A 24,770-nucleotide genomic window follows, 5' to 3' on the forward strand; every position below is an offset into this window, starting at 1 on the left:
GGTATTTCTTTGGATGGTTCTGTGGTCTGTTTCGGCATTTTCTTTCGCCTCTAGGCGAGTTACTTTTCTTTGCTTGCCCAAAGAAAACGTAACCAAAAGAAATGCACCCTAGCTTCCGCTTGTTTCCTGCGTTGCTCGTCAACGTGGGCGTCCAACGAAACTCGCCCTAGCGGCTTGCACACTACGCAAGCCACCGCGGAACTCGAACAGACGCTGGCCGACCCCTCCCACGCTGACTGCGCTACTCGGCGCGTCAGATAGGGGCCCGTTAAAACCACACGCGCTCAGTTAAGCTGAGGCTTGCCGCATTTGTTTCCGCTCAACCATTGAAACAAAACCAACCAAAAGAATTGGTTTGTTTAGTTTAGTCTTGGAAGTTAAAAAGGGCACTAAGCGCCCCTAGTGCAAAACCCTTAAACCAACGTATCAACGTGGTGGTTTTAAACGGGCCCCTATCTGACGCGCCGAGTAGCGGAGTCAAAATAAGGAGGAAGGGAGCGACTGTCTGAGCTCCGCGGTGGCCTGCGTATTGTGCAGGCCGCTAGGGCGAGTTTCGCGACCGCTTATGCCTAAGTCCGGCAAAGCAACGGACGAAAGTCCTAGGCCGAGCAACGCAGGAAGAAAGCGGAAGCTAGGGTGCATTTCTTTTGGTTACATTTTCTTTGGGCAAGCAAAGAAAAGTAACTCGCCTACAGGCGAAAAGCAACGTTCCAACCATCCAAAGAAATACCAATTAGAACTTCACAGCAAGCACATCACTCGCTCAGGGGGGGCGCTACTTTTGGCAAGCAAAGAAAAGTAACTCGCCTACAGGCGAAAAAGAAACTATCAAAAATTAAAAGGTGATTCTAGTCTGATCTCTGCAGGCTTTATATTCAGCCCATCTGGACCGAAAGAATCTGTTCACTTTGCTCCATCTTGATTCACACTTAATTTCAAAACACCAAAATGCCGATTCGCTTTTCGGTATAATCGCCAGATGGCTGACGAACAACTAGAATTTCTCAAACTCCCTCCACACTCCATCGAAGCCGAACAATCCGTGCTCGGTGGGCTGTTGCTGGACAATGAAGCGCTGGACAAGATTGCCGATATTTTATCCGGGCAGGATTTCTACCAGCACGACCATAAGCTGATTTATGAACACATCACTAAACTGATCGAGCGTAATCATCCGGCGGATATTGTCACAGTCGCTGAATCTCTGGAAAGTTCAGCAGAGCTCACTACTATAGGCGGCGTTGCCTATCTTGGCGCACTGGCGCAAAACACACCAACAGCCGCTAATATTCGCCGTTATGCCGAAATCGTGCGCGAGCGCTTCGTCATGCGCCAACTGGTCACGGTAGGTACAGGTATCGCTGAAAGTGCTTACTTGCCGAATGGTCGCAATGCACAGCAATTGCTGGATGAGGCTGAAGCCAAGATTTTCCAGATTGCCGAAGGCGGCAATCGCAAGAGCCAGGGCTTTTTGGGCATGCAGGTACTATTGCCACAAGTCGCTGACCGTATCGATTATCTGTATTCACGTGAAAATCACTCTGATGTCACTGGTATTCCAACTGGGTTTAGTGACCTGGACTCTATGACATCGGGTCTGCAGGGTGGCGATATGGTGATTATTGCCGGCCGTCCTTCCATGGGTAAAACTGCATTTGCGATCAATATCGCCGAAAATGTGGCACTGGAAACCAACAAGGCTGTGGCTATTTTCTCTATGGAGATGGGCGCAACGCAGCTGACCACACGTATGATCGGCTCGATTGGTCGCCTAGACCAGCACAAGATGCGTAACGGCAACCTGGAAGATGAAGACTGGGAAAAGCTGACTACCGCTTTAGGAAAGCTGAACGAAGCGCCTATCTACATCGATGAAGGTGCCGGGTTAAGCAGTTTTGACGTGCGCGCACGTGCGCGTCGTTTGCACCGCCAGACCGGCGAATTAGGGTTGATCGTGATCGACTATTTGCAGTTGATGAGTTCACCGGCTGGTCGCCAGGGTGAGAACCGGGCCACAGAGATCTCTGAAATATCACGTTCGCTGAAAGCATTGGCCAAAGAGCTGGACGTGCCACTGATCGCCATCTCGCAGCTGAACCGAAGCGTCGACCAGCGCCCTGACAAGCGCCCGGTGATGAGTGACTTGCGCGAATCTGGCGCGATCGAGCAGGATGCCGACTTGATCATGTTCGTATACCGTGACGAGTACTACAACCCGGACAGCGCGGAAAAAGGCACAGCGGAGATCATCATCGCCAAGCAGCGTAACGGCCCGATCGGCCGTGTGCGCCTGACCTTTATGGGCGCGCATACGCGCTTTATGGATTACGCTAACGCTGCGTATATGCCAGACGAATACTAACGCAGCGAGTTTTTCAATATGCGTCCTATCGTTGCTTATATCTCGGAAAAAGCACTGGCACATAACCTGGCACAGGTGCGACATTATGCGCCGCAGGCCAAAGTGCTGGCTGTGGTCAAAGCCAATGCTTATGGCCATGGTTTGCTGAATGCCGCGCGTGGATTAAAACAGACCGATGCCTTTGCCGTACTCAATATCAGTGAAGCGGTGACCTTGCGGGATGCCGGTTACCAGCATCCTATCCTGTTGCTGGAAGGCGTTTTTTCTGCCGAGGAAATGGCACTGGTCGACAGGTACAGGCTGGATACCGTGATATCCCATCATGCCCAATTGCAATGGCTACTTGAAAGCCAGCCTAATATGCCGGTGCGGGTTCATCTGAAACTGGATAGTGGCATGCACAGGCTGGGCTTTCAGCCTGACGATTACCAGGCAGCACTGGAAAGCTTAAGCGCCAGTGCTAATGTCAGTGAAGTGGTGCTGATGACGCATTTTGCCAATTCGGATCTGACTGACGGTGTCACATCCGCGATGCTGATTGTAGAGCAGGTGATGAACACGCCAGCCTACAAGCGCTCACTCGCCAACTCGGCTGCCATTATCCAGCAGCCACAGACCCATGCGGACTGGGTACGCCCTGGCATCATGCTGTATGGTGCGACCCCGATCGCGGAAAAATCGGCTGCCTCGCTGGGATTAAGCCCGGTGATGACACTGCAGTCAGGCCTGATAGGCGTGCAGGAGATCGCAGCCGGTGAAAGTGTAGGCTATGGCAGCCTGTTCACTGCAGATAAACCTACTAGAGTTGGCATAGTCGCCTGCGGTTATGCCGATGGTTATCCCCGTCATGCGCCCACAGGCACGCCGATCGCCGTGAATGGCGTGCTGACCCGCACGCTGGGCCGTGTCTCTATGGATATGCTGGCAGTGGATATCAGCGATATCCCCGCAGCCGGTCTCGGCAGTGCAGTAGAGCTATGGGGTAGCCTGGTGCCGGTCGATGCGGTGGCACAAGCCAGCGGCACCATAGGCTATGAATTGCTGTGCGCAGTCACTGCGCGCGTACCTGTGCACGTGATCGATTAACTTGATGCAAATGCAACAAACCGTCATTCCTCAATTGCGCATCACCAATGCCACACGTAGCCTGGCTTTTTATGTTGATGGCCTTGGTTTTGCCATAGACTGGCAACACCAGTTCCAGCCTGGATTCCCGCTTTTCTTTCAGATCACCCGCGATGGACAAACGATTTTTTTAACCGAGCACACGGGTGATTGCGATCCCGGAGGCGCGGTGTATTTCAAAGTGCCGGATGCGCGCGCCTTGCATCAGGCATTTGCCGCTAGAGGTGTGGTGGCGACCAATCTTCCACAAAATATGCCTTGGGGTAGTTGTGAATTCTTGATCACCGACCCGGACGGCAACCGGCTAAGGTTCGCGAGCGAGCTTTAGTTTCAGTGCCTGCGACAGATGTTCAGCAGGCTGATGCCAGTCAACATTTGATGTGCGGATATAATTGCAACTTGCATAATAGAGAGTTTCAGGGCCGAGATGGCAAAAGCTAAAACACAATACACCTGTACCGAATGTGGCGCTTCTGAGCCCAAGTGGCAAGGGCAATGCCCGAGTTGCCAAGCCTGGAACACCCTGGTGGAAAGTGTGCCGGAAGTCGCCACCCAGAGCCGTTTTGCCAGCCTGGTACCTACTGCACAATTACAAAAACTGGCCGAGGTCGAGGCGCAGGATGTCTCGCGCCAGCAGACCGGTATCGCCGAGTTTGACCGTGTGCTGGGCGGTGGTTTGGTCGCTGGCGGGGTGGTGCTGATAGGCGGCGACCCAGGCATAGGTAAATCTACCCTGTTGCTGCAAACCGTGTGCAAAGTATCGCAGACGCTGAAATCGTTTTATATCAGTGGCGAAGAGTCTGCGCAGCAGATCGCCATGCGGGCAAAGCGGCTGGGGCTAGATGCCAGCCAGGTCGATGTGCTGGCTGAGATCAACCTGGAAAAGATCAGCCACGTCTTGCAGCAGCACCAGCCAGACCTGGTGATCATTGATTCCATACAGACGGTGTATTCAGAAGCCTTGCAGTCAGCGCCTGGCTCGGTGGCGCAGGTGCGTGAATGCAGTGCGCAATTGACGCGCATCGCCAAACAATTGGGCATCAGCATGATATTGGTCGGCCATGTGACCAAAGAAGGCTCACTGGCCGGGCCACGCGTGCTTGAGCATATCGTCGATAGCGTGCTTTACTTCGAAGGCGACCAGAATTCGAGTTTTCGCCTGATCCGTGCATTCAAAAACCGCTTTGGTGCGGTGAATGAGCTGGGCGTATTTGCCATGACTGAAAAAGGCTTGCGCGAGGTGAGTAACCCGTCTGCCCTGTTTTTATCTCACCACGACACCCCTGTGCCAGGGTCATGCATCACGGTGACTCAAGAGGGCACCCGGCCATTACTGGTGGAGATCCAGGCATTGGTGGATACCTCTCACGCGCCCAACCCTAAACGGCTGTGCGTGGGATTAGAGCAGAACCGTCTGGCGATGCTGCTGGCGGTATTGCATCGCCATGCTGGCGTTGCCTGTTTTGATCAGGATGTATTTATCAATGCAGTGGGCGGTGTGAAGATCAGCGAGCCAGCTGTGGATCTGGCAGTGCTGCTGTCTATTGTTTCATCCTTTAAAAATAAACCGCTACTGAACAAATTGATTGTGTTTGGCGAAGTAGGGCTGGCGGGCGAGGTGCGGCCAGTACAACGCGGCCAGGAGCGTTTAAAGGAAGCTGCCAAGCTGGGCTTTACCCATGCCATCATCCCCAAGGCAAATGCGCCTAAGGGTGGCGTGCCCGGCTTGCATATTGATGCGATAGACAGGCTGGAACAAGCCATCGATCTGCTGCGAGGATAAAAAAAAAGGCAACGATGTCAGGGAGTGCCATCGTTGCCTGGAGTGGTGGTTGTTCAGAAGAGGGTGAACAGCCACAGGGAAGCGGTACTGATATTCAATAGTTTTACTTTGCGTGTGGTATTTATCAGCCTTTAGCTTTTGAAGGTTTATTCACAGTGCCGGCAGGCATTTCCAGGTCAACTGACCGCTATTCATAAAAATCCTGATTTATTCTTAAACTGAGCGTTTTTCAAAGACTGCATATCGATGTCAGTGAGTGCAGTATAAGAAAAATGCGTGGGCGGGTCAGTTACAAAGCGCGGGGTTTTGTAGCAGTTTGTAGCGGACTGGATACAAGCCGGAGAAAGCCTTGGTGTTGAATCAGCGTGACATTTTTAACAAAACCTTCATGAAACTATATGGTTCGTTTATTGCCTTATCAAATGTGTGCATATAACACATCAATATGACAATAATATGACGTGATGTAATAAAGGTGGAAATGGAGAGACAAAATGAAAAAAACACTAATACTGATTTCCCTGCTGCTATCTGCTTGCGCAAGTAACCAGCCAACCCCACACGCTACCAGTGATGGCAAGCCGGGCTATAAACTGACCTGTAGTGAATTCAATACCACGTTGGAGCAGTGCAAGACAAAAGCCAGTGAGAACTGCTCACATGGTTATGACGTGGATCCGCATCTTTCCTTCCGCGAAACCTATCCAGATGCTGGTGATGGTATCTATGTTCCTGCCAGAAACCATCTGGTAGTAGGTTGTAAAGACCCGCAAGCTTGAAGCAGGCTGAGTGGAGTCAGGCCTAGGCCAGGATCAGATTGGCGGCCGCAACTCCACTCCTGACTGCGCCTTCTATCGTCGCCGGATAAGGCCCGGCAGTATAATCGCCCGCCAGGTAGATATGCGGCTGGGTAGTGTTGTTTTGTGGGCGCTGTAAATCTGGCGTGCAACTGAATGTGGCGCGCTTTTCTGTAATTACCTGCGTCCAGAGCGGCGCTGACTCAAGTTGTATCTCATAAGATGACAATGCCTGATTCAATTCACTGACACATTGTTGTATCAATGCTGTCTTTTGACCATTTAACAGCCCATGCGCACTGATCACTACGGCTAGCAAGCCCGGTTGTTCACAGCATAGTCCCCTGTCGAATACCCATTGTGCCAGACCGCCATATAATCCCATGACCGGGTAGGGTAGCCGGGTATCAGTCGGGTACTGCAGATATACTGTGGTGATAGGCTGGTAGTCAAATGTCGGCAATGCAATGTCACTAGCCACCGTTTTCAACTGATGTGGACCTGTGGCCAGAATCACATCATCGAATGATTGAGTGCCTTCTGCAGTTTCCAGCAAGCAGTTTGAGTTGGTGCTTTTGACGGAGATCACCGCTGTGCGCAGTGATAGCTTGGCGCCCAAGAGGGTGATCTTCTCCAGCAAAGGCTCAATCAGGCTGCTGGATAGATCCGACTTCAGGATCAGAAAATCACTGTCCGCACGCTGTTGCTGAAAACTGTCGCGCAGTACATTCAGAAACACCTGCGCACTGGCAATCTGGATAGGGGTATTCAATGCGGCCAGGCACAAAGGCTCCCATAAGGTTTTGATGGCAGTTTCTGTTTGCCGGCCTTGCTGTAACAGGCTTTCAACAGTGGTATCTTGCGCCAGGGTGAATGCAGATCGTTTTAACCACAACATCCAGCGTATGGCTCGCCACTTGCTGTTAACAGTCAATCCACGCGCGGTGAGCAATCCCCACAATAAATGCAGGGGAGCAGGTAAGCAGGTGGGTGTGACCAGTGACATGCGCTCTGCGCCATGATGCATATGCAAGGCCAGCGGCAGACGGGTAAAGAGATGCTCGGGGTCCAGGCCAGCTTCGCCTAATAATGCCAATGTGGCCTGATAAGCCCCTATACATAAATGCTGCCCGTTATCTAGCATGGTTTCAGCATGCGGCACACCACGCGCACGGCCTCCGGCTTGCGGGGCAGCTTCAAATAACGATACCTGGTGTCCTGAACTCAGTAAGGTGTACGCGGCAGCCAAACCGGCCAACCCGGCACCGACAACAGCGACATGGCGGGGAGTGTGCGTGTGCTTAAGCATTCCAGTGCATCAGCGGCGTTTCAACCAAACGCCCATGGCCAGTTTCAGTTTTCTGAAAGGTGGCAGTATGACTTTGTGGCTGAGCACCAGATTGGGGTCTTGCTTGATTTCCCGCAGTAATGCGCGGTAAATGGCGGCCATCATCAGGCCTGGCAACTGCGTTTTAATATCGGCTGCCGGCAACTGGCTCATGGCTTTGTCATAAAACATTTCTGCACGTTCTATCTGCTTGAGCAATAACGCCTGGGTCTGTGCCGATGGCTGGCTCTGTAACAGTGCCTGCTCGGTCACGCCGGCTTTTTCCAGTTCATCGATAGGGATATATATCCTGCCGCGCCGCGCATCTTCGCCGATATCACGGATGATGTTGGTCAGCTGGAAAGCCAGGCCCAGGTCATGTGCATAGCCAAGGGTGGATTTGTCACTATAGCCAAAGATCTGCGCCGAAAGCAGGCCGACCACACTGGCGACGCGGTAACAATACAGCGCCAGTTGCTCAAAATCGGCGTAGCGGTTGTATTGGGTATCCATCTGCATGCCATCTATGATCTCGATGAAATGCGCTTCCTGCAGCGCAAACTCTGCAACCACAGGTTTGAGCGCCCGGGTGACCGGGTGTTGCGGCACTTCATGAAACAGGCGGTGGATCTCCTGTTTCCACCATTGCAGCTTGGTTTGCGCGATCTGGTAATCGGTGCATTCATCGACTACATCATCCACTTCGCGGCAAAAGGCATACAGGGCCGTCATTGCTTCGCGTTTATGTTTGGGTAAAAACAAAAAACTCAGGGTAAAGCTGGAACCGCTTTGTTTGGTTTTCTGCTGACAATATTGTTGCGGGGTCATTGTTTAAACAGGGCTTTCAGCAAAATAATCGGCCAATCAAAAGCATGCAGCGTGGGCCGGTGGTGATAGATATCGCCGCGGCAACGCTTCAGTTTATAAATAATTCGTTCACCACCGGCGACTATCATGCGCAGTTCGAATCCGATACGGCCAGTTAAATGCCGGCCCAGTGGCTTGCCGGCGAGCAGCAATTGCTCGGCGCGGGCTACATTGTACAAAAAGAATGCCTGCCAGACGCTATCCAGTCGCTGGTCACGTAAATCCTGTTCGCTGATACCGGCGGCTTGCATTTCGTCCTGGCATAAGTAAATACGGCCGCTGTGCCCGTGTTTTTGCAGGTCGATGGCAATGTCCTGGTAAAAATTGATCAGCTGTAAAGCTGTGCAAACCTGGTCAGACCATTGCCGGTGTTGCGGCGTATCCGCAGCATACAATTGCAACATCAGCCTGCCCACCGGGTTGGCCGAGCGACGGCAATAATCCAGCAGTTCATCAAAATCGGCATAGCGGGTTTTGACCACATCCTGTTTAAAGGCGCTGATCAGATCCAGCAGCGGCTCTACCTCCAGCTTGTGGCTGCTGACAACTTGCTGCAGCGTTTTGAATAAGGGGCGCTCAGCCTGGATATAAGCCTGGATCAGCAACAACTCATCTTCATAGGCTTGCAGTGCCTGCAGGCGCTCGCTGTCGCTGGCATCGCCTTCATCAGCGATATCATCCGCTGTGCGCGCAAACTGGTAGATCACACTCACCGCATAACGTAAATGGGCGGGGAGCAGCAGTGAAGCGACCGGGAAATTCTCATAATGTGTGTGTGCCAGGGACACGCTGGCCGGCGTAGTCACTGGCTTGGTAAAGGCTTGCATGGCTTAAGTATGCCATAAATCCGTGATACGCTTACGCCTTGCACATTAACCAGCGGTAAAGAGAACGGAATGTTGGAGAAGATAGGATGTTAGGCATTATCGGCGGCACCGGGCTGACAGAGCTCACCAATCTGAATATTTCAAAACGCCTGATAGTGCGCACGCCGTACGGCAAGCCTTCGCAACCATTGGTCTTTGGCGAGATTAATGGCAAAGAAGTGGTGTTTCTTGCACGTCACGGTGGCGGCCACACCATACCGCCGCACGCGGTGAATTACCGGGCCAATATCTGGGCACTGCATTCAGTGGGGGTGACTGACCTGCTGGCAGTGGCAACGGTAGGCAGCATCAGCAACAGCCTGATCCCTGGCGATATCGTGTTGCCGCACCAGATCCTCGATTACACCTATGGCCGCGATAACACCTACCACGATGGCGTAGAACTGCCGGTCAGGCACATTGATTTTACCCTGCCTTATACACAGGCCATGCGCGAGCGCTGCCTGCAAGCCTCTGCCGCTGCAGGATGTCATCTGGTAGAGGGCGGCATTTATGCCTGCGTGCAAGGGCCACGGCTGGAAACAGCCGCCGAGATAGACCGCTATGAGCGCGATGGCGCCACCATCGTCGGCATGACCGGCATGCCGGAAGCCGCGCTGGCAAGAGAGCTGGGCGTGGCTTATGCTGCCATCTGCCCGGTGGCTAATTTTGCGGCAGGCCGCGGCGATAGCGCGCAAGCCATCCACTTTGAGCAGGTCATGCCTTTATTGCAGCAAACCATGGATAAAGTGCGCTGCATCATTGCCCAATGTCTTTCTGACCATCAGTGTGCAACGGCCTGATGGTTTTATCACTTTTGCCGGAGTTTAATGATGGCGATTAAACCTGTACTCAGAATGGGTGACCCGGTGCTGTATCAGGTCGCAGAAAAGGTCACCGAATTTGATACGCCTGAATTGCATGGCCTGATCCAGGATATGTATGACACCATGAGCGAAATGAATGGTGCCGGTATCGCCGCGCCGCAGATAGGCGTGAGTTTGCAGGTAGTGATGTTTGGCGTCGGCAAGAACCCGCGTTACCCGGATGCCGAAGAAGTGCCTTTCACCGTACTGATCAACCCTGAACTGACGCCGGTCGGTAACGAAGAAGAGGATGGCTGGGAAGGGTGCCTTTCAGTGCCCGGCATGCGCGGCCTGGTGCCACGTTACCAAAGCCTGCATTATCGCGGGTTTGACCCGCAAGGCAATGTGATAGACCGCACTGCGAGCGGCTTTCATGCACGGGTGGTGCAGCACGAATGTGACCACCTGTTTGGCATCCTTTACCCCATGCGCATACGCGATATGACAAAATTTGGCTTTAATGATGTACTTTTTCCTGGAATAACGCTTCCAGATGACTGATTGTTTGCTATAATCCTGCCTTCCGGAAGAGTGGCAGAGCGGTTTAATGCTACAGTCTTGAAAACTGTCGAGGGTTCACGCCCTCCGTGAGTTCGAATCTCACCTCTTCCGCCAGTTACCAAGATGCCGCATGATTGCGGCATTTCTATTTAAAGTTTTTATAATCAGTTTATTTATTTAAGGAATCGTCATGACTCAAATCATCATCGACCACAATCCATCTGAAGAAAAATTGAACGACCTGGGCGTAAAAAGCTGGAATACCTGGGATTGCGCACCTTCAAAATTCCCTCTGGACTTCACTATGACTGAAAAAGCCTATGTGTTGGAAGGCGAATTCAAAGTGACTCCACAAGGTGGCGACACAGTGACTATCAAAGCTGGTGACTACGTTGAGTTTCCAAAAGGCTTGAAATCCCAGTGGGAAGTAGTTAAGCAATTGAAAAAACACTACAAACATTTCTAATTGATTGTTGTAGCAATTTTCAATAAAAAACCCTGCATTGCAGGGTTTTTTGTTTTTGCAGCAGGCACTATGTTTAAACTTTGCAAAGTATGCAGCGGAATTAAGCCTAATACCGTATCACTCTCTAGCAAAGTAATTGATATCAAACTACAATCTCACCCTGATTGAAAAATCAAACCGCCTTGGGGTGGCTAACGCCTGAGATCTCGCGCAAGTGAGGAACCCAATGAACCTGACCCAGATAATGCTGGCGTAGGGACAGGCAGAGCATCTACAACGCAAAAGTTTTTGGTTTGTTGTCCATCAACACACCTACTCACGTCATTGTCACTCTCACCCTGTCCTTTTTATGTGTCTTAATAGAAAGGATTACCTTGAAACCGATCACCAAACCATTGTCCCTGATAGGGCTGTTACTGGCTACGCCCGCGTTGGCCGCCGAGGATGACGAAGTCGTCAAACTGCCTGACGTCGTAGTGAGCGCGGATTTCAGGCCCAGCACCGCACAGAAAACAGCGGTCAGCCTGACTGAGATTGATAAAGAAACCATAGAAGCCCGTAGCGCGCAGCACCTGGAAGAAGTGTTGAACCTGGCACCGAATGTCAATGTGTCAGCCGGGGCATCGCGCGGGCGATTCTTCCAGATCCGTGGCATGGGCATACTCAGCCAATACGATAATCCGGTGAACCCGTCTGTCGGTTTGATCATTGATGGCATAGACTTTAGCCGCCTGGGTGGTGCAGCCACCCTGTTTGATATTGATGCGATAGAAGTGTTACAAGGGCCTCAGGGCACTAAATTCGGCCCCAATGCGATCGCCGGTGCCATTACCATGCGCAGTGCCGAGCCGACCAAGGAATTTAAGTTGCGCGCACAAGCCGGTATCGGTGAATACAACACGCGTAACTTTGGTGTGGCGGTAGGCGGTACCATCGTCGAAAACCAGTTGCTGGGGCGCGCTTCTATCTATACGCATAAATCTGATGGCTATATGCAAAACGACACCCTGGGTAGGGACGACACGCAAAAGCAGGACGAGCTGACCTTCCGCAGTAAATTCAAGTTATTCGCGACCGAAGATCTGACCCTGGACTTCACCCTGATGCATGTGAATGTGAATAATGGATATGACGCATTCACCCTGGACAACTCCAGACGCAGCAGGTCCAACCAGCCCGGTGCAGATACACAAAACACCAATGCTTTTGCGGTGAAAGCCAATTGGCAAGCCTCGAACGCGGTAATCATCCAGTCTGAAGCCACTTATTTAAACTCATCTTCCACTTACAGTTTTGATGGTGACTGGAGAACCCTGGATGACAATGAGAAACATGACAGGGACCGCGATAATTACTCATTTGAGCTGCGTGCTTTATCTGACAAGGCTGGCCGGATCTTTAATCACTCCACCGACTGGACGGTAGGTATTTATCGTTTTGTGCAAGATGAGCATTTTAAGTCACGGGTCGATTACAGGAGTTTCGGGCCTGATGAATTGACGCAGTTGTCAGGTAAATACAAAACAGAAAACACGGCTGTGTTTGGACAACTGGATAGTCATTTCACCGACAAGTTGACCCTGGTTTCAGGTTTGCGCATAGAGGATTTCAAAGCCGACTATGCGGATAGCGGATTCGTCAGCTCAGTCCCTAGCAGCATGCAGAAACGTCTGGACGAAGTGCTTTTTGGTGCCAAACTGGGCTTGAATTATCAGGCTAACGAGGATCATTTACTGTATACCTCGTTATCACGCGGTTATAAACCTGGTGGCATCAATAACAAGGCTAATCTGCCGCAAAACCAGAGACAGTTCAATACTGAGTATATGTGGAGCTTTGAAACAGGGCTGAAATCCAGCTGGCTGGATGGCAGTTTGATCACCAGTGTGGCGGCTTTTTATGCCAAGCGTCTGGATGCGCAGACACATAGTTCTGCCCAGATTGCAGGCACAGGTAATTTTATTGAATTCTATGACAATGCTGCCAGAGCGACTCATCAAGGGGTAGAAGCAAGTCTGGACTGGTTTTTGACTGATAGATTCCGCGTCATAGGGTCGCTGGGTCTGCTGGATGCAAAATTCGATAGCTATCAGAATCCTGACCCTGGCGCGTACAGTGCGCAAGGTCGCCAGGTCGCCCATGCACCCAGATATACTTTCAATCTGGGTTCTGAGTTCTATGCCAGTGCAGCCTGGACACTACGTGCCAATGTCGAAGGCAAGGACGCCTTCTATTTCTCAGACAGCCACGATGCAAAATCAAACGTCTACGCTTTATTGAATGCGAGTGCTGATTACAACTACGATAAACATTGGAAAGTCAGTGTATGGGCGAGAAACCTGCTGGATAAAGACTATGCGACACGAGGCTTTTTCTTTGATAATGGCTTTGGTGATCAACGTTATGTGCAATACGGTGAACCTCGCATCGCTGGTGTCACTGTCACTTACAATCATTAAAGCAGGCGGGGGCGTTCATTGCCCTCCCTGATTTTATAAATTCTGGAGTTTATATGCGTATTTCAGTCGATATCAGTCTATACCCCTTAACCGAAGGTTATGTAGAGCCCATTCTGGAGTTCATCAACAAGCTGGAAGCCAATCCAAATCTTGTGGTCAAGCGCAACAGCCTGGCGACACAGGTGTTTGGCGATTACCGCGCAGTGATGGATTGCCTGGATGCGGAAATGGAAGCGGTGTTCAATGCGCTGCCGCACAGCGTGTTTGTGATGAAGTTTATTGGTACAGACCGGGCTGATGTTGTTGATGTGTAAAGGCAGGGGCATGCAAAGGTGCATATCATGAACCAGGCTGATCTTCAGGCTATCCTGACTGCATTCCAGCAAATGTCGCCCTGGGAGATCGCCGCTGCCTTGATGGGCGTCGCCTATATTCTGCTGGCGTCTAAAGAGTCACAGTGGTGCTGGCCGTTTGCCTTTTTCAGCACGCTGGTTTACACCGTGCTGTTCTGGGAAGGCCAGCTGCCTATGCAGGCCTTGCTGAATTTTTATTATATGGGCATGGCGATCTATGGTTTTTGGCTATGGCATAAACATGGCAAGCAAACCGATACCTTGCAGATCAGCCGCTGGCCCTGGAAACGGCATCTGGCTTTTATCGCCATAGGTATTGCAGTGAGTGCCCTGGTGACTGCCTATCTGCAAAAAACCGGGCAATCGCAAAGCCCGATGTTAGACGCCTATACCACCGTGTTTTCTGTGATGAACACCTGGCTGATCGCCAGGAAAGTGCTGGAAAACTGGCTATATTGGGCGGTGATCGATGGTGCTGCCACGATTCTGTATATTCAAACCGGCTATTACGCGACGGCGGCTCTGTTTGTGTTGAACACTATCCTGGCCGTGGCAGGTTTTATCAGCTGGGTGAAGCTTTACCGGCAACAATCTACGTAACTGCAATTCTGCCCAAGCGGATGGCGCTTTATATGCGCTGCATCCATTTTTCCAGATCAGTTTCACCCAGTATATTCAGCAAAAATAGCAGTAGCTGATAGCTGGGGGTGTGCGCTGTGTGGTCCGGCCAGGGATGCGTTTGCGTATAGTGTTGCTTGAATATGGCCAGTTGCGCCGGGGTTAATACATAGGCTAGCAATACCAGGTCCAGCGCGCGTGGCGCGATCACAAACGCGTCCAGATCGATCAGCGCCAGGTCGTCGTTGGCGCTTGTTTGACGGAACTGATCCCAGCGCAGATCCAGCATCATGGGTACGAATTCGGTTTCATGGCTATTTTTTGCACCGGCTGACACCTCAGCCAATAACGATTCAGCAATAGGGGTGTCGTGCTGCCTGGCCAGAAAAGCCAGTGTTTCGTGCAAACGGCTGGCCCATTCATTGGCAGAAAACCCGGGCGCGTGCAGTTTGCCCCAGCTGGCGTAAGTACACTGGTGTAATTTCGCGATATGTTCGGCCAAGCGTATCACCCACTGGTCGCTTATCTGCTGCGTTTCTACATCTTTCCCCGCTAGAAAACGGGTGAGTACGAATCGGCCGGCACTTGCTGAAACACATTCAGGCACGCTAAGCGCACCATTCTTCTGCAAGAACTGATGTGTTAAATGGATATCACCCAGACTGTTGGGAAAGTCAGCGGCAAATAAATGGTTTGCGCCTGACCAGAACTGAGATCTTTGTATGGTGGCCTGATTACATACTTTCAGCACCATGTCACCAGCCGTCGTTTGGCAATGAAATAGCCTGTGCGTGCTATCCTCAAACTTATTCGGGATAGCATCTGGCTGTGCCAGCAGCTTGGGCAGGCTGGCTTGCTCGGAGGAGGTGAGTTGCGGATAAATAAACATGGTAAGACCTACATTCTAAGCCGTTGGGCATTCTAAACCATTGGGCATTCTAAGCCATCAGGCCGACTTTGTAAGGCATAGGCTTGCGCTAAAGCTCGCTGAAGGCGGATTTCAGCGTATTGATCTGCGCTTCGTCCAAAGGCTGGCCATCACTGGTTGAGATCAGAAAGCTGTCTTCCACTCGGTTGCCCAGCGTATTGATCTTTGCATTGTGCAAGGCGACCCCATTGTTGAGCAACACCAGCGCCATGCTCGCCAGCAGTCCGGGCCTGTCGTTGGCGACTACGTCCAGCTGCTGCAGTTGTTGCTGCTGGTCGTGATGTCCGCTGGCCGGGTGGATAAAGATCTGCGTCGGCAAGGGCATATGTTTCACCTGGCGGCTGACGCGGCCACGGATAGGGGTAGGGATAGCAGTGTCGGCAGATAATTGTTCGGTCAGCCCTTGCTCTATATGCTTGAGTAATCCGTTGTAACTGATCTGGTGCGTGTCTGGCTCGAGCACGATAAAGTTATCCAGCGCATAGCCGTGGGTTGTGGTGTATATCCTGGCCTGCACGATGTTGTATTGCATGCTGTCAAAAAAGTGGCAGATGCGTGCAAAAATTTCTTTCTGGTCACGGCTGTAAATCATGACCTGGATACCGTCGCCTTTAGGGCTGAGCCGCGCACGGACTATGGCGGTCTCGGTGAGTTTGTGCGGGATGAGCAAACGGCTTTGCCAGGCGATCTCATCGCTGTCAAAGCGGTGAAAATAGCTGACGCCAAATGCTTGCCACAAGGGCTGTACCGAGTCTTCTTTCAAGTTGAAACTGCTGAGTTTTTGCAGGACTTCCTGTTTGCGCAGGCTTAACTGGGCTTCGGTATCCAGTGATTGCTGCAACACGCGTCTAGTCTGCAAAAACAGGCTTTCCAGCAGCTTGGCTTTCCAGGCATTCCACACGTTGGGGCTGGTGCCGCGTATATCGGCGACCGTTAACAGATACAAGGCAGTCAGCCTGTATTCCGAGCCCACCAGTCTGGCGAAGGCTTCAATCACGTCCGGGTCGGAAAGATCGCTTTTCTGCGCTGTGCTTGAGAGCTTGAGGTGGGCTTCTACCAGCCAGGCGACCAGGTCGCTATCGGCTTTGGGCAGGCCGTGTTTCTGGCAGAAACGTCTGGCATCTATGGTGCCCAGCACCGAATGATCGCCGCCACGGCCTTTGGCGATATCGTGAAAAATACCTGCCAGGTAGAGCAGGTGCGGCTGGCTGAATTCGGTGAATAGCTGGCTGCATAAGGGAAACTCATGCCGCAGTTCGGGCTTGGCAAAGCGGCGCAGGTTGCGCAGCACGTTCATGGTGTGTTCATCTACGGTATAGACATGAAACAAGTCATGCTGCATTTGCGCGATGACGCGGCCAAACACCGGGATGTAACGGCCAAGGATGCCGTAGCGGTTCATACGCCGCAGGCTGCGATGTACACCCTCGCGTGATTGCAATATCTGCAGGAACAAAGCTTTGTTGGCAGATTGCTGACGGAACTTGTTGTTGATCAACGGTTGCGCTGCCTGCAATGCCCTGACCAGCGGTGCGCTAAAGCCTGCAATGGCCGGGTGTTGCTGTAACAGCTGGAAACAGCGCAATATGGCCTCGGGCTTGCGTTGCAACAGGTCGGGCGTCTGTGCACTGAGCAGGCCCTGTGCGAGCACGAAATCTTCGTCTATCACGGTGGCAGGCTCTGTTTGCGGGCTGACCCTCGCATGCATCAGTTTCAGCAAGACTTCGTTTTCAATAATGATGGCTTTGGCGCTGCGGTAAAACCCTTGCATCAATTGCTCGCTGGCGCGTTTCTGCAAAGTGGTCTGATAGCCCATCTGTTCTGCCAGCGTATTCTGAAAGTCGAACACCAGCCGGTCTTCGCGCCGTTTGGCCAGCAGATGCAGGCGTATACGCAGATTTTGCAGTAAACGCTCATGGCTTTTCAGTTGTCGCGCCTGTGTCTGGCTGAGCAGGCCCGCCTGTACCAGATCTTGCCAGTCATTGCCCAGCGCCTGGCTTTGCGCTATCCACAGAATCATGTGCAGATCGCGCAGGCCGCCCGGGCTTTCCTTGATGTTAGGCTCCAGGTTATAGGCGGTATCGTGAAACTTTGCGTGGCGTATCTGTTGTTCGCGTAACTTTTCGGCAAAAAAGCGCGGTTTATCCAGTTGCGCATGCAATGACTGCATCAGCGCCCTGAAACTGGTTTTTTGACCGACCAGCCAGCGTGCTTCCAGCAGATTGGTCATGATGGTGACATCGAGCTGCGCTTCGGCCAGGCATTCGCTGAGCGAGCGCACGCTGTGGCCTATATTCAACCCTATGTCCCACAATGCGCCTATCAGTGACTCCACATCAGTTTGCAAGGCAGCAGGGCAGTCTTCCGGCAGCAGGATCAACAGGTCAATATCTGAATGCGGGAACATATCGCCACGGCCATAGCCGCCAACAGCGATCAGGCTGACCGTGGCAGGCAGCTGAAAGCTGGACCAGATCTCGCGTAACAGCTGATCCAGCTGGCGCGTATTCTGCTGTAGCAGTACTTTGGCATTGGGTTTGGCCAGGTAGGCGGCAGAGAGCTGCTGTTGTGACAGCTGGAACGACTCACGCCACTGCTTGAGTTGTTCTTTGGCGATCACTGGCATGCTCTCTCGGGGGGATTACAGATTGGGCCGGGGAGGGGTGCCGTCAGAAACGGTCATGATCTCAAAGCCGTCCTCAGTCACGACTATGGTGTGCTCCCATTGTGCAGAAAGACTGCGGTCTTTGGTCACCACGGTCCAGCCATCCGACATGAATTTGATGTCGCGACGTCCGGCATTGATCATAGGCTCTATGGTAAAGATCATGCCGGGTTTCAGAGTGACGCCGGTGCCAGGTTTACCATAATGCAACACCTGTGGTTCGCAATGGAATTTCTTGCCTATGCCATGGCCACAGAATTCGCGCACCACGCTGTAGCCATTTTTTTCAGCAAATGACTGGATAGCGTAGCCGACATCGCCCAGGGTGTTGCCTGGTTTGACTTTCTCTATGCCGCGCCACATGGCCTGGTAAGTCAGCTCGCATAAACGTTTGGCTTGCGGCGAGGGCGTGCCAACCATGAACATGCGCGAAGTATCGCCATGGTAGCCATCCTTGATCACAGTGATATCCAGGTTGACGATATCGCCATTTTTCAGCTCTTTTTCACTGGGTACACCGTGACAGATCTGCTGGTTGATAGAGGTGCAAATGGATTTTGGATACGGCGTGTGGCCATCCGGCGCATAGTTCAGCGGGGCCGGGATCGCTTGCTGTACATTGACGATGTAGTCATGGCAGAGCTGATCGAGTTTGTTGGTGGTGACACCGGCGACGACGAATGGCGTGATGTAATCCAGTACCTCAGATGCCAGGCGTCCGGCCACGCGCATTTTTTCAATATCTTCGGGGGTATGCAGAATAATCGCCATAGTTTGGTCACAATGGAGTCACGGCAGATTCGCCTGACCCTGAAATCAGTCACAAAAATTGCATTCTAACATAGCAGATTGGGTCTAATGCCTAAAGAAACAAGCCTTTTATGGCCTTGAGCAGGCCTTTTGTGGTGCTGGCAGGCTGAAGTCATGATAGAAACTGGCAGTGAATTCAGTGACTCTTCGGCACATGCCGCAAAACAGCATTGTTCTATACTCAGGCGTATAAAACTCAAGCAGGAGCGTTTAAATGGTGACACTTAGCGAGGCAAGGACCAATCGGGATGTTTCCAGTTGGGTGCGATTCCTTGAAAATGCCGATATCCCGGTATTGCGGCAAACCGCCCGCGAGCTGGCCGATCTGCACGAGCGTGAAGATGAGACCGGCGCGCGCGATATCACGCGCGTGGTCATTAATGACCCGCTGATGACTTTCAAAGTGCTGACCTACGCCAACAACCACCGCAGCCGTCACCAGTTGCAAGACCTGGTGCAGGTAGAGCAGGCCATCATCATGATGGGCACCAGTACTTTTTTTGCGCAGATCCCTACCGTGCCTCATGTAGAAGAGATGTTGAGCCAGCATGTGCCTGCGCTGGTCAATTTGATCAAGCTGGTGGTACGTGCCCACCGCGCCGGTTATTTCGCTGCCGAATTTGCTTCGCACCTGATGGATCTGCATGCCGAAGAGTTACGCGTGGCCGCTTCTTTATACGACTTTGCCGAAATGCTGATGTGGTGTTTTAACCCCGAGGCCATGATAGAGATCCATAAGCGCCAGCATGCCGATGCCACCTTGCGTAGCCGCACCGTGCAGCAAGAGGTACTGGGTTTCAGGATACTGGATCTGCAGGCCGAACTGGTGCGCGCCTTTAATCTGCCTTCATTGCTGACCGACCTGATGGACGAGCAGCGTGCGCATCTGCCACGCGTGCGCAATGTGCAGTTTGCCGTAAACCTGGCCAGGCATTCTGCCGAAGGCTGGGATAATGCCGCCTTGCCGGACGATTACAAAGACATCGCGCAGTTGCTGCATGTCGATGTGCCACGTGTCATGCACATCGTCGGCGTGCCTCACACCGAATAAGCCTTATTCGCTACGATAACTTTATTAGTTGCGATAGCTTTGGCTCAGCACATCGGTGATCGCCTGATGTACCTGATCGATCAGGGTCTCCCAGCTGGTGCCGGGTGCTTGCCGGAACAGCCGCATGCCAGGGTACCAGGCGCAGTTCTCAGGCTGTTGCAACCAGCGGAAATGCGCTTGCGCCGGCAATAACAACCACACCTGTTTACCCAGCGCGGCAGCCAGATGCGCGACTGCGGTATCCACCGAGATAACAAAGTCCATTTGCATGATCAGCCCGGCGGTATCGCTAAAGTCAGACAGCAACGGGTGATGGCATTCCAGCATGGGAAAGCGCTTGAGCATGATGTGGTCTTCACGCCTGAACTCTTTCTGCAAGCTGTGCCACTCGACTTCCATCTTTAATAAAGGCGCCATCAGATGCAGCGGGATACTGCGCTGACGGTCATACTTGTTGTGCGCATCCCCGCACCAGTTCACCCCTATACGCAGTCTTCTGGCCGGGCCCAGCAGTTGCTGCCAGGGCTGCTGATGCCGTTCGGCGATCTGCAGATAGGGCAGTGCCGCCGGGATAGTTGCTGTCAGCGTATTGAATGCCGCCGGCAAGCTCAGCATGGGGCAATAACAATCAAAATGCGGTAATGCACGGCCATCCTGCCGAATGACCTGTATCTCAGCATCGTGGCCCCATAACTCATTGAACAGGGTATACAGGCTATCAGGCACTGACACTATCATCTGGTTGGGCTTAAAGCTCTTCACCAGGGCAATGTAGCGGCAAAACTGCAGAGTATCGCTCAGCGTCTGTTCAGCCAGGATCAGTATCGTTTTGCCCACCAGCGAGCTGTTGCCCGGCCATAGCAATCGCCGGTCTGGTAAAGCGCTGGTGTTGAGCACCTGCCAGCGGGCTTCATACATGGGCCAGCCCTCTTCATATTCGCCACGGGCCAGTTTTAACATGCTCAATACATAGCGCGCCTGCGCATGGGCAGGGGCATGTTTCAATGCGGTTTCCAGGCAGGGGTAGGCTTCATAGTCATCGCCATTCTCGTACAAGGCCAGCCCCAGGTTGCAATAAGCCGAGGCATACCCCGGGTTCAACTGTAATGCCTGCCTGAAGTCAGCAATGGCGTCGGGGTATTTGCCCAGCTGGCATAACACCACGCCACGGTTATTGTAGGGCACAGGCAAATTGGGTTGATAGGCGATGGCATGATGAAACGCCCGCAACGCTTCTGCCGCGTGGCCCTGCTGTTGCAGTATCAATGCCCGCTGGTGATGCGCTTCGGCAAAATCCGGCTGTATCCTGATGGCGGCATCCATGCAGGCCAGTGCCTCGGCAGTGGCATGCAGTTGCTGCTGTAACACCCCTAGCCTGTAGTGAAAGTGCGCATGTTCCGGGTGGGCGATCACCGCCTGCTTGAGCACGGCGACCGCCTGCTCAAACTGTTGTGCCTGCAGCATCAGGTCGACGCACTCGGTAAAAGCCTGGATATGCTGCGGGTCCAGCTTGGTCACCGTGCGTAAACGCAAGATCGCCTCTTGCGTGCGCCCCATGTTCTTCAGTGCCCGCGCATCGAGGTAGTAACTCTGTGATTGCCTGGCATCCAGCCTGATCGCCTGTTTATAAGTGTCATGCGCCGCCGGGAACTGCTGGGTGCGCATCTGCAGATTAGCCAGTTGCAAGCGTAATTGCAGTGCCTTGGGCTGCAAGCTGATGGCCTGCAGCAGATACTGCTCGGCCGCATGAAACTCATCGTTCTGCAGCATCAGGCCGGCCAGCTTCTGGTACGCCTCCCATCTTTGCGGGTCAGCGGCGATCAGTTTCAGCAGTTTTGCAATGGCTTCATTATTCATGGGGGGGATAACTGCAATACTACACGCGTTTTTGGTGGGCCTTAAAAAGGGCAATGGCGGATTAAGGTACAATAAGCAGCCTGATGCGTCAACGACCCATCTGTCGTCTAGACCTGTTTAGAAAGGAAAAGTAGCAATGTTCGTCAAACTGATCATGTATGGCTTGATATTGTGGTTAGCAGTGTGGGGCTATCGCCAGTATCAGCAACCGTCTGCGCGGGTCAGCGTCGGCATGAAAGCCCCTGATTTTACCCTGCCGGATGCGCAGGGCGAAAAACGTCGCCTGACCGACTGGCAGGGCAAATGGGTAGTGCTGTATTTTTACCCTAAGGATGATACGCCGGGCTGCACCAAAGAAGCATGCCATTTTCGTGACGATATCCAGCAGATCCATGCCCTGGGTGCCGAAGTCATAGGCGTCAGCGTAGATACCGTCGCCAGTCACGCCGGTTTCGCACACAAGCATCGCTTGCCGTTCCCGCTGCTGGCCGATACCGATGGCCAGGTCGCCGATGCCTATGGCGCATTATTCAACCTGGTGGTGTTCCAGGTCGCCAAGCGCACCACCTTTGTCATTGACCCTCAAGGCACCATCGCCGAGATTTACAGCAATGTGAACCCAGACGGCCACAGCGAGGCCATTATCAATGACCTCAAGCGGCTCTCCGCCTTTTAAGCAATCAATATCATGCAAGCACTCTCACTGATCGTCGCCCACGCCGATAACCGCGTGATCGGCCACAATAACCAGCTGCCCTGGCACCTGCCAGAAGATCTGAAACGTTTCAAGCAACTCACTATGGGCCACCATATCATCATGGGCCGTAAAACCTATGAGTCACTGGGGCGCCTGTTGCCCGGGCGGACCACAGTGGTGGTCACGCGTGACCTGGCTTACCAGGTTGAGGGGGCTAAGGTGGTGCACTCTATCCCCGAGGCGCTGGCGGCATGTGCGGGGGATGATGAGCCGTTCTTGATCGGCGGTGCGGAGCTGTATTTGCAAGGCTTGCCGCAGGTCACACGTTTATACCTCACCAGGGTGTTTGCCCAGGTGGAGGGCGATGCTTTTTTCCCACCGCTGCAAATGGATGAGTGGCAGTTAGTGTCTGAACAGACCAACCTTTCGGCAAAGGGCTTGCAGTATAGTGATCTGGTTTATCAGCGGCGCAATCTGAAAGACTGATCGAGAGTGAAGCATCGGTTTTTTAGATGATTTGCAGCTTGGGTGATCGCCGGGGTGGCCTGCAACAGGCTGTTGTTCTGGCGAAGAGCACCCATAAAGGGTGGTGACTGTCCTGGTTCTAATCGGTATTTGTTTGGAAGGGTCTTCGCTCTGTTTCAGCGTTCTTTTTCGCCTATAGGCGAGTTACTTTCCTTTTTTTGGGCAAGCAAAGAAAAGTAACTCGCCGAGGGGCGAAATAAAATGCCGAAATAGAGCACCGAACTATCCAAAGAAATACCAATTCTATTGCAATTGTTGCCGAGATTAGTGTGGTACGCGCGACGCCCATAGTGATCAAACTGCGTGAGGCCGTAACGCTTTTGAGTGATTGAGGCCAGTAAAGCCCGCACCGTTAACACGTGTAAGTTCTTGTCAGCTTTAAGGCTGCCAGATGTTTGAGAATGCCTGCGTATTCGCAGTTTTACTCTCAAGCTTTTAAATCTGGAAAGGCCCCCGCTATGCCAAAACACATACACAAGCCCCTGGAAAAACCCGGGTGTTTGTCCCTGCACTCTCCCCATCAGACCTCAGATCCGTCAAGTACTTATCGTGGTGCCAAGAGTGGAATCTTAAACCCCACCAGCCTGCTGTTGGCTTTGTTATGCCTGGCTGGCCAGCAGGCCCAGGCTGCCGTTACTACCGTGGACGCTAAGGGTGCTGTCATTGGTGCCGTGATTGATAATGGTGATATACAAATTGTCTATGGCAAGGCGACTAACACTATGGTGCGCAATACGGCTGGAAACATTAAAAGCTCGCAAGAGGTTTTTGGTATAGCAGAAGACACCACGTTGGGAAAAAATGGTTCTCAGACGGTAAATGATGGCGGTGCTGCGAAAAATACTCTTGTGCAAAAGGATGGGTATCTGACTGTTTATGATAACGGGACCATAGAAAATCTCACTGTCGAATCTGGTGGCTTTGCGGCCTTGAATCGTGGCTCAATATGGAAAGGCACTATCAACTACCAGCCAGGCAGTAGCGACTTGTCAATCGGCCTGACAACCACCTGGAAAATGACCGGCAACTCTACCCTCAATGTCTTGAAACTTGGCGCCACCGGCCATATCAATCTTGAGTCCCTCGGCAGCGAGTTGAAAGCTAAAACCCTGAGTATAGATAAACTCTTTGGCGAAGGTGGCCTGATCACGCTCAACCAGGTACTGGGCGATGGCAGTGTGCCAGGTGACAAGATCATCATCCGCGATGGCGGCAAGGTCAGCGGCACGACCTACCTTGCCATCAATAACGTTGGCGGCCTGGGTGGGCAGACCAGCGGTGACGGCATGCTGGTGGTCGAAGCGCAGGGTAATGCCGACACCACCGCACAGAGCAGCAAGGATGGTTTCAAGCTCAAACAGCCGGTGTATGCCGGTGCCTACGAATACAAGCTGCGCGCTGGTGATGCTAAAGGCCTTGGGCAGAACTGGTATTTGAGCAGTCAGTCGAATGCCTACCGCCCCGCCAGCGCCGCCTTGCCTGCGCTGATGGACCTCTCAGGCCGTATGGCCTTGCATGCACTGCTGCATGGTCCGCAGGCCGTAGGCACAGCGCTGGATACCAGTGCAGAGACCACCGCCAGGCACCCGATGTGGCTGTTTGCCAGCCAGGAGCGCCTGCATGCAGGCGGCAACGGCGACATCAACCCGGCTTACAGCAGCTGGATCAGCGGCCTGCACCTGGGCAGCGACCTCTGGCGCAATGAGGAAAGCACCACCCGGCTAGGGGCGTACGGCTCGGTGCTGTACAGCCAGGGCGATGCCAGTGGCCTGCTACGCAGCAGCACTTCCAGCAGCGATGCCGGCAACCTCAGCCAGACCACCTACCTGGGCGGCGTATACCTGCAC

Annotated in this window: 21 protein-coding genes, 1 tRNA gene, 1 pseudogene and 1 riboswitch; of the genes and pseudogenes, 16 read left to right on the top strand and 7 right to left on the bottom strand. The window is 52.8% G+C overall.

Going from position 1 to position 24,770, the window contains the following annotated elements; translation table 11 throughout:
• Positions 1–979 precede the first annotated feature (979 nt).
• From dnaB to ACT6RZ_RS14640, 5 genes are all read left to right on the top strand, one after another.
• Positions 980–2,362, top strand: a complete 1,383-nt coding sequence (gene dnaB, locus ACT6RZ_RS14620) for a replicative DNA helicase (RefSeq protein WP_444702821.1) — start codon at positions 980–982, stop codon at positions 2,360–2,362.
• Positions 2,363–2,380: 18 nt separating this feature from the next.
• Positions 2,381–3,448 (top strand): alanine racemase, encoded by a 1,068-nt coding sequence (gene alr / locus ACT6RZ_RS14625; protein ID WP_444702822.1) that lies wholly within the window; start codon positions 2,381–2,383, stop codon positions 3,446–3,448.
• A gap of 4 nt (positions 3,449–3,452) precedes the next feature.
• Positions 3,453–3,815, top strand: coding sequence for a bleomycin resistance protein (locus ACT6RZ_RS14630; protein ID WP_444702823.1), 363 nt, complete (start codon positions 3,453–3,455; stop codon positions 3,813–3,815).
• A 99-nt stretch (positions 3,816–3,914) separates the two neighbouring features.
• Positions 3,915–5,270, top strand: a complete 1,356-nt coding sequence (radA, locus tag ACT6RZ_RS14635; RefSeq protein ID WP_444702824.1) for a DNA repair protein RadA — start codon at positions 3,915–3,917, stop codon at positions 5,268–5,270.
• A gap of 494 nt (positions 5,271–5,764) precedes the next feature.
• Complete coding sequence (locus ACT6RZ_RS14640; protein WP_444702825.1) at positions 5,765–6,049, top strand: hypothetical protein; 285 nt, start codon at positions 5,765–5,767, stop codon at positions 6,047–6,049.
• A gap of 22 nt (positions 6,050–6,071) precedes the next feature.
• Here ACT6RZ_RS14640 and hpnE read toward each other — a convergent pair whose 3' ends face one another.
• Genes hpnE through hpnC form a run of 3 tightly spaced genes read right to left on the bottom strand, consistent with a single transcriptional unit; the run spans position 6,072 to position 9,088 of the window.
• Positions 6,072–7,376 (bottom strand): hydroxysqualene dehydroxylase HpnE, encoded by a 1,305-nt coding sequence (gene hpnE / locus ACT6RZ_RS14645; protein ID WP_444702826.1) that lies wholly within the window; start codon positions 7,374–7,376, stop codon positions 6,072–6,074.
• A gap of 9 nt (positions 7,377–7,385) precedes the next feature.
• Complete coding sequence (hpnD, locus tag ACT6RZ_RS14650; RefSeq protein WP_444702827.1) at positions 7,386–8,222, bottom strand: presqualene diphosphate synthase HpnD; 837 nt, start codon at positions 8,220–8,222, stop codon at positions 7,386–7,388.
• Positions 8,219–9,088, bottom strand: coding sequence for a squalene synthase HpnC (hpnC, locus tag ACT6RZ_RS14655; protein WP_444702828.1), 870 nt, complete (start codon positions 9,086–9,088; stop codon positions 8,219–8,221). Before hpnC ends, hpnD begins: the two co-directional genes overlap by 4 nt.
• Before the next feature lie 86 nt (positions 9,089–9,174).
• On the opposite strand from hpnC, the gene ACT6RZ_RS14660 reads away from it, so the two are divergent.
• From ACT6RZ_RS14660 to pnuC, 7 genes are all read left to right on the top strand, one after another.
• Positions 9,175–9,930, top strand: a complete 756-nt coding sequence (locus ACT6RZ_RS14660) for an S-methyl-5'-thioinosine phosphorylase (protein WP_444702829.1) — start codon at positions 9,175–9,177, stop codon at positions 9,928–9,930.
• Between the two features lie 30 nt (positions 9,931–9,960).
• Positions 9,961–10,494, top strand: coding sequence for a peptide deformylase (gene def / locus ACT6RZ_RS14665; RefSeq protein WP_444702830.1), 534 nt, complete (start codon positions 9,961–9,963; stop codon positions 10,492–10,494).
• Positions 10,495–10,518: 24 nt separating this feature from the next.
• Positions 10,519–10,608 (top strand) — tRNA-Ser (locus ACT6RZ_RS14670).
• A gap of 76 nt (positions 10,609–10,684) precedes the next feature.
• Positions 10,685–10,960 carry a cupin domain-containing protein gene (locus ACT6RZ_RS14675; RefSeq protein WP_442586752.1) on the top strand — a complete coding sequence of 92 codons (276 nt, stop codon included), beginning with the start codon at positions 10,685–10,687 and terminating at the stop codon, positions 10,958–10,960.
• Positions 10,961–11,133: 173 nt separating this feature from the next.
• Positions 11,134–11,237, top strand: a riboswitch (TPP riboswitch).
• Between the two features lie 97 nt (positions 11,238–11,334).
• Positions 11,335–13,419, top strand: coding sequence for a TonB-dependent receptor (locus ACT6RZ_RS14680; RefSeq protein ID WP_444702831.1), 2,085 nt, complete (start codon positions 11,335–11,337; stop codon positions 13,417–13,419).
• Between the two features lie 53 nt (positions 13,420–13,472).
• A complete protein-coding gene (locus tag ACT6RZ_RS14685; protein WP_379056194.1) occupies positions 13,473–13,733 on the top strand; it encodes a YkoF family thiamine/hydroxymethylpyrimidine-binding protein in 261 nt (86 codons plus the stop codon).
• 27 nt (positions 13,734–13,760) lie between these two features.
• Positions 13,761–14,372 carry a nicotinamide riboside transporter PnuC gene (pnuC, locus tag ACT6RZ_RS14690; RefSeq protein ID WP_444702832.1) on the top strand — a complete coding sequence of 204 codons (612 nt, stop codon included), beginning with the start codon at positions 13,761–13,763 and terminating at the stop codon, positions 14,370–14,372.
• Between the two features lie 28 nt (positions 14,373–14,400).
• Here pnuC and ACT6RZ_RS14695 read toward each other — a convergent pair whose 3' ends face one another.
• From ACT6RZ_RS14695 to map, 3 genes are all read right to left on the bottom strand, one after another.
• Positions 14,401–15,279, bottom strand: a complete 879-nt coding sequence (locus ACT6RZ_RS14695; protein ID WP_444702833.1) for a phosphotransferase — start codon at positions 15,277–15,279, stop codon at positions 14,401–14,403.
• A gap of 88 nt (positions 15,280–15,367) precedes the next feature.
• Positions 15,368–17,944, bottom strand: a complete 2,577-nt coding sequence (locus ACT6RZ_RS14700) for a [protein-PII] uridylyltransferase (protein ID WP_444702834.1) — start codon at positions 17,942–17,944, stop codon at positions 15,368–15,370.
• Between the two features lie 15 nt (positions 17,945–17,959).
• Complete coding sequence (gene map / locus ACT6RZ_RS14705) at positions 17,960–18,754, bottom strand: type I methionyl aminopeptidase (RefSeq protein WP_444702835.1); 795 nt, start codon at positions 18,752–18,754, stop codon at positions 17,960–17,962.
• A 253-nt stretch (positions 18,755–19,007) separates the two neighbouring features.
• On the opposite strand from map, the gene ACT6RZ_RS14710 reads away from it, so the two are divergent.
• Entirely contained in the window at positions 19,008–19,844 is an 837-nt protein-coding gene (locus ACT6RZ_RS14710) for an HDOD domain-containing protein (protein WP_444702836.1), read from the top strand.
• A gap of 24 nt (positions 19,845–19,868) precedes the next feature.
• Here ACT6RZ_RS14710 and ACT6RZ_RS14715 read toward each other — a convergent pair whose 3' ends face one another.
• A complete protein-coding gene (locus ACT6RZ_RS14715) occupies positions 19,869–21,701 on the bottom strand; it encodes a tetratricopeptide repeat protein (RefSeq protein WP_444702837.1) in 1,833 nt (610 codons plus the stop codon).
• 136 nt (positions 21,702–21,837) lie between these two features.
• On the opposite strand from ACT6RZ_RS14715, the gene ACT6RZ_RS14720 reads away from it, so the two are divergent.
• The 3 genes and pseudogenes from ACT6RZ_RS14720 to ACT6RZ_RS14730 all read left to right on the top strand — a co-directional run.
• Positions 21,838–22,377, top strand: coding sequence for a peroxiredoxin (locus ACT6RZ_RS14720; RefSeq protein ID WP_444702838.1), 540 nt, complete (start codon positions 21,838–21,840; stop codon positions 22,375–22,377).
• A gap of 12 nt (positions 22,378–22,389) precedes the next feature.
• A complete protein-coding gene (locus ACT6RZ_RS14725) occupies positions 22,390–22,884 on the top strand; it encodes a dihydrofolate reductase (protein WP_444702839.1) in 495 nt (164 codons plus the stop codon).
• Positions 22,885–23,381: 497 nt separating this feature from the next.
• A pseudogene (locus ACT6RZ_RS14730) lies at positions 23,382–24,770 on the top strand (hypothetical protein); the annotation flags it as partial.

This window comes from Methylophilus sp. (assembly GCF_052437885.1).
In the GTDB taxonomy this organism is placed as follows: domain Bacteria; phylum Pseudomonadota; class Gammaproteobacteria; order Burkholderiales; family Methylophilaceae; genus Methylophilus.

Excerpts from the sequence above, each read along its gene's own strand:
- ACT6RZ_RS14640 (WP_444702825.1), top strand. The coding sequence starts at position 5,765 with ATGAAAAAAACACTAATACTGATTTCCCTGCTGCTATCTGCTTGCGCA.
- hpnD (WP_444702827.1), bottom strand. The coding sequence starts at position 8,222 with ATGACCCCGCAACAATATTGTCAGCAGAAAACCAAACAAAGCGGTTCC.
- hpnC (WP_444702828.1), bottom strand. The coding sequence starts at position 9,088 with ATGCAAGCCTTTACCAAGCCAGTGACTACGCCGGCCAGCGTGTCCCTG.
- ACT6RZ_RS14660 (WP_444702829.1), top strand. The coding sequence starts at position 9,175 with ATGTTAGGCATTATCGGCGGCACCGGGCTGACAGAGCTCACCAATCTG.
- ACT6RZ_RS14700 (WP_444702834.1), bottom strand. The coding sequence starts at position 17,944 with ATGCCAGTGATCGCCAAAGAACAACTCAAGCAGTGGCGTGAGTCGTTC.
- ACT6RZ_RS14685 (WP_379056194.1), top strand. The coding sequence starts at position 13,473 with ATGCGTATTTCAGTCGATATCAGTCTATACCCCTTAACCGAAGGTTAT.
- ACT6RZ_RS14630 (WP_444702823.1), top strand. The coding sequence starts at position 3,453 with ATGCAAATGCAACAAACCGTCATTCCTCAATTGCGCATCACCAATGCC.
- hpnE (WP_444702826.1), bottom strand. The coding sequence starts at position 7,376 with ATGCTTAAGCACACGCACACTCCCCGCCATGTCGCTGTTGTCGGTGCC.
- ACT6RZ_RS14720 (WP_444702838.1), top strand. The coding sequence starts at position 21,838 with ATGTTCGTCAAACTGATCATGTATGGCTTGATATTGTGGTTAGCAGTG.
- ACT6RZ_RS14675 (WP_442586752.1), top strand. The coding sequence starts at position 10,685 with ATGACTCAAATCATCATCGACCACAATCCATCTGAAGAAAAATTGAAC.
- radA (WP_444702824.1), top strand. The coding sequence starts at position 3,915 with ATGGCAAAAGCTAAAACACAATACACCTGTACCGAATGTGGCGCTTCT.
- ACT6RZ_RS14715 (WP_444702837.1), bottom strand. The coding sequence starts at position 21,701 with ATGAATAATGAAGCCATTGCAAAACTGCTGAAACTGATCGCCGCTGAC.
- pnuC (WP_444702832.1), top strand. The coding sequence starts at position 13,761 with ATGAACCAGGCTGATCTTCAGGCTATCCTGACTGCATTCCAGCAAATG.
- dnaB (WP_444702821.1), top strand. The coding sequence starts at position 980 with ATGGCTGACGAACAACTAGAATTTCTCAAACTCCCTCCACACTCCATC.
- ACT6RZ_RS14710 (WP_444702836.1), top strand. The coding sequence starts at position 19,008 with ATGGTGACACTTAGCGAGGCAAGGACCAATCGGGATGTTTCCAGTTGG.
- ACT6RZ_RS14695 (WP_444702833.1), bottom strand. The coding sequence starts at position 15,279 with ATGTTTATTTATCCGCAACTCACCTCCTCCGAGCAAGCCAGCCTGCCC.
- ACT6RZ_RS14725 (WP_444702839.1), top strand. The coding sequence starts at position 22,390 with ATGCAAGCACTCTCACTGATCGTCGCCCACGCCGATAACCGCGTGATC.
- def (WP_444702830.1), top strand. The coding sequence starts at position 9,961 with ATGGCGATTAAACCTGTACTCAGAATGGGTGACCCGGTGCTGTATCAG.
- alr (WP_444702822.1), top strand. The coding sequence starts at position 2,381 with ATGCGTCCTATCGTTGCTTATATCTCGGAAAAAGCACTGGCACATAAC.
- map (WP_444702835.1), bottom strand. The coding sequence starts at position 18,754 with ATGGCGATTATTCTGCATACCCCCGAAGATATTGAAAAAATGCGCGTG.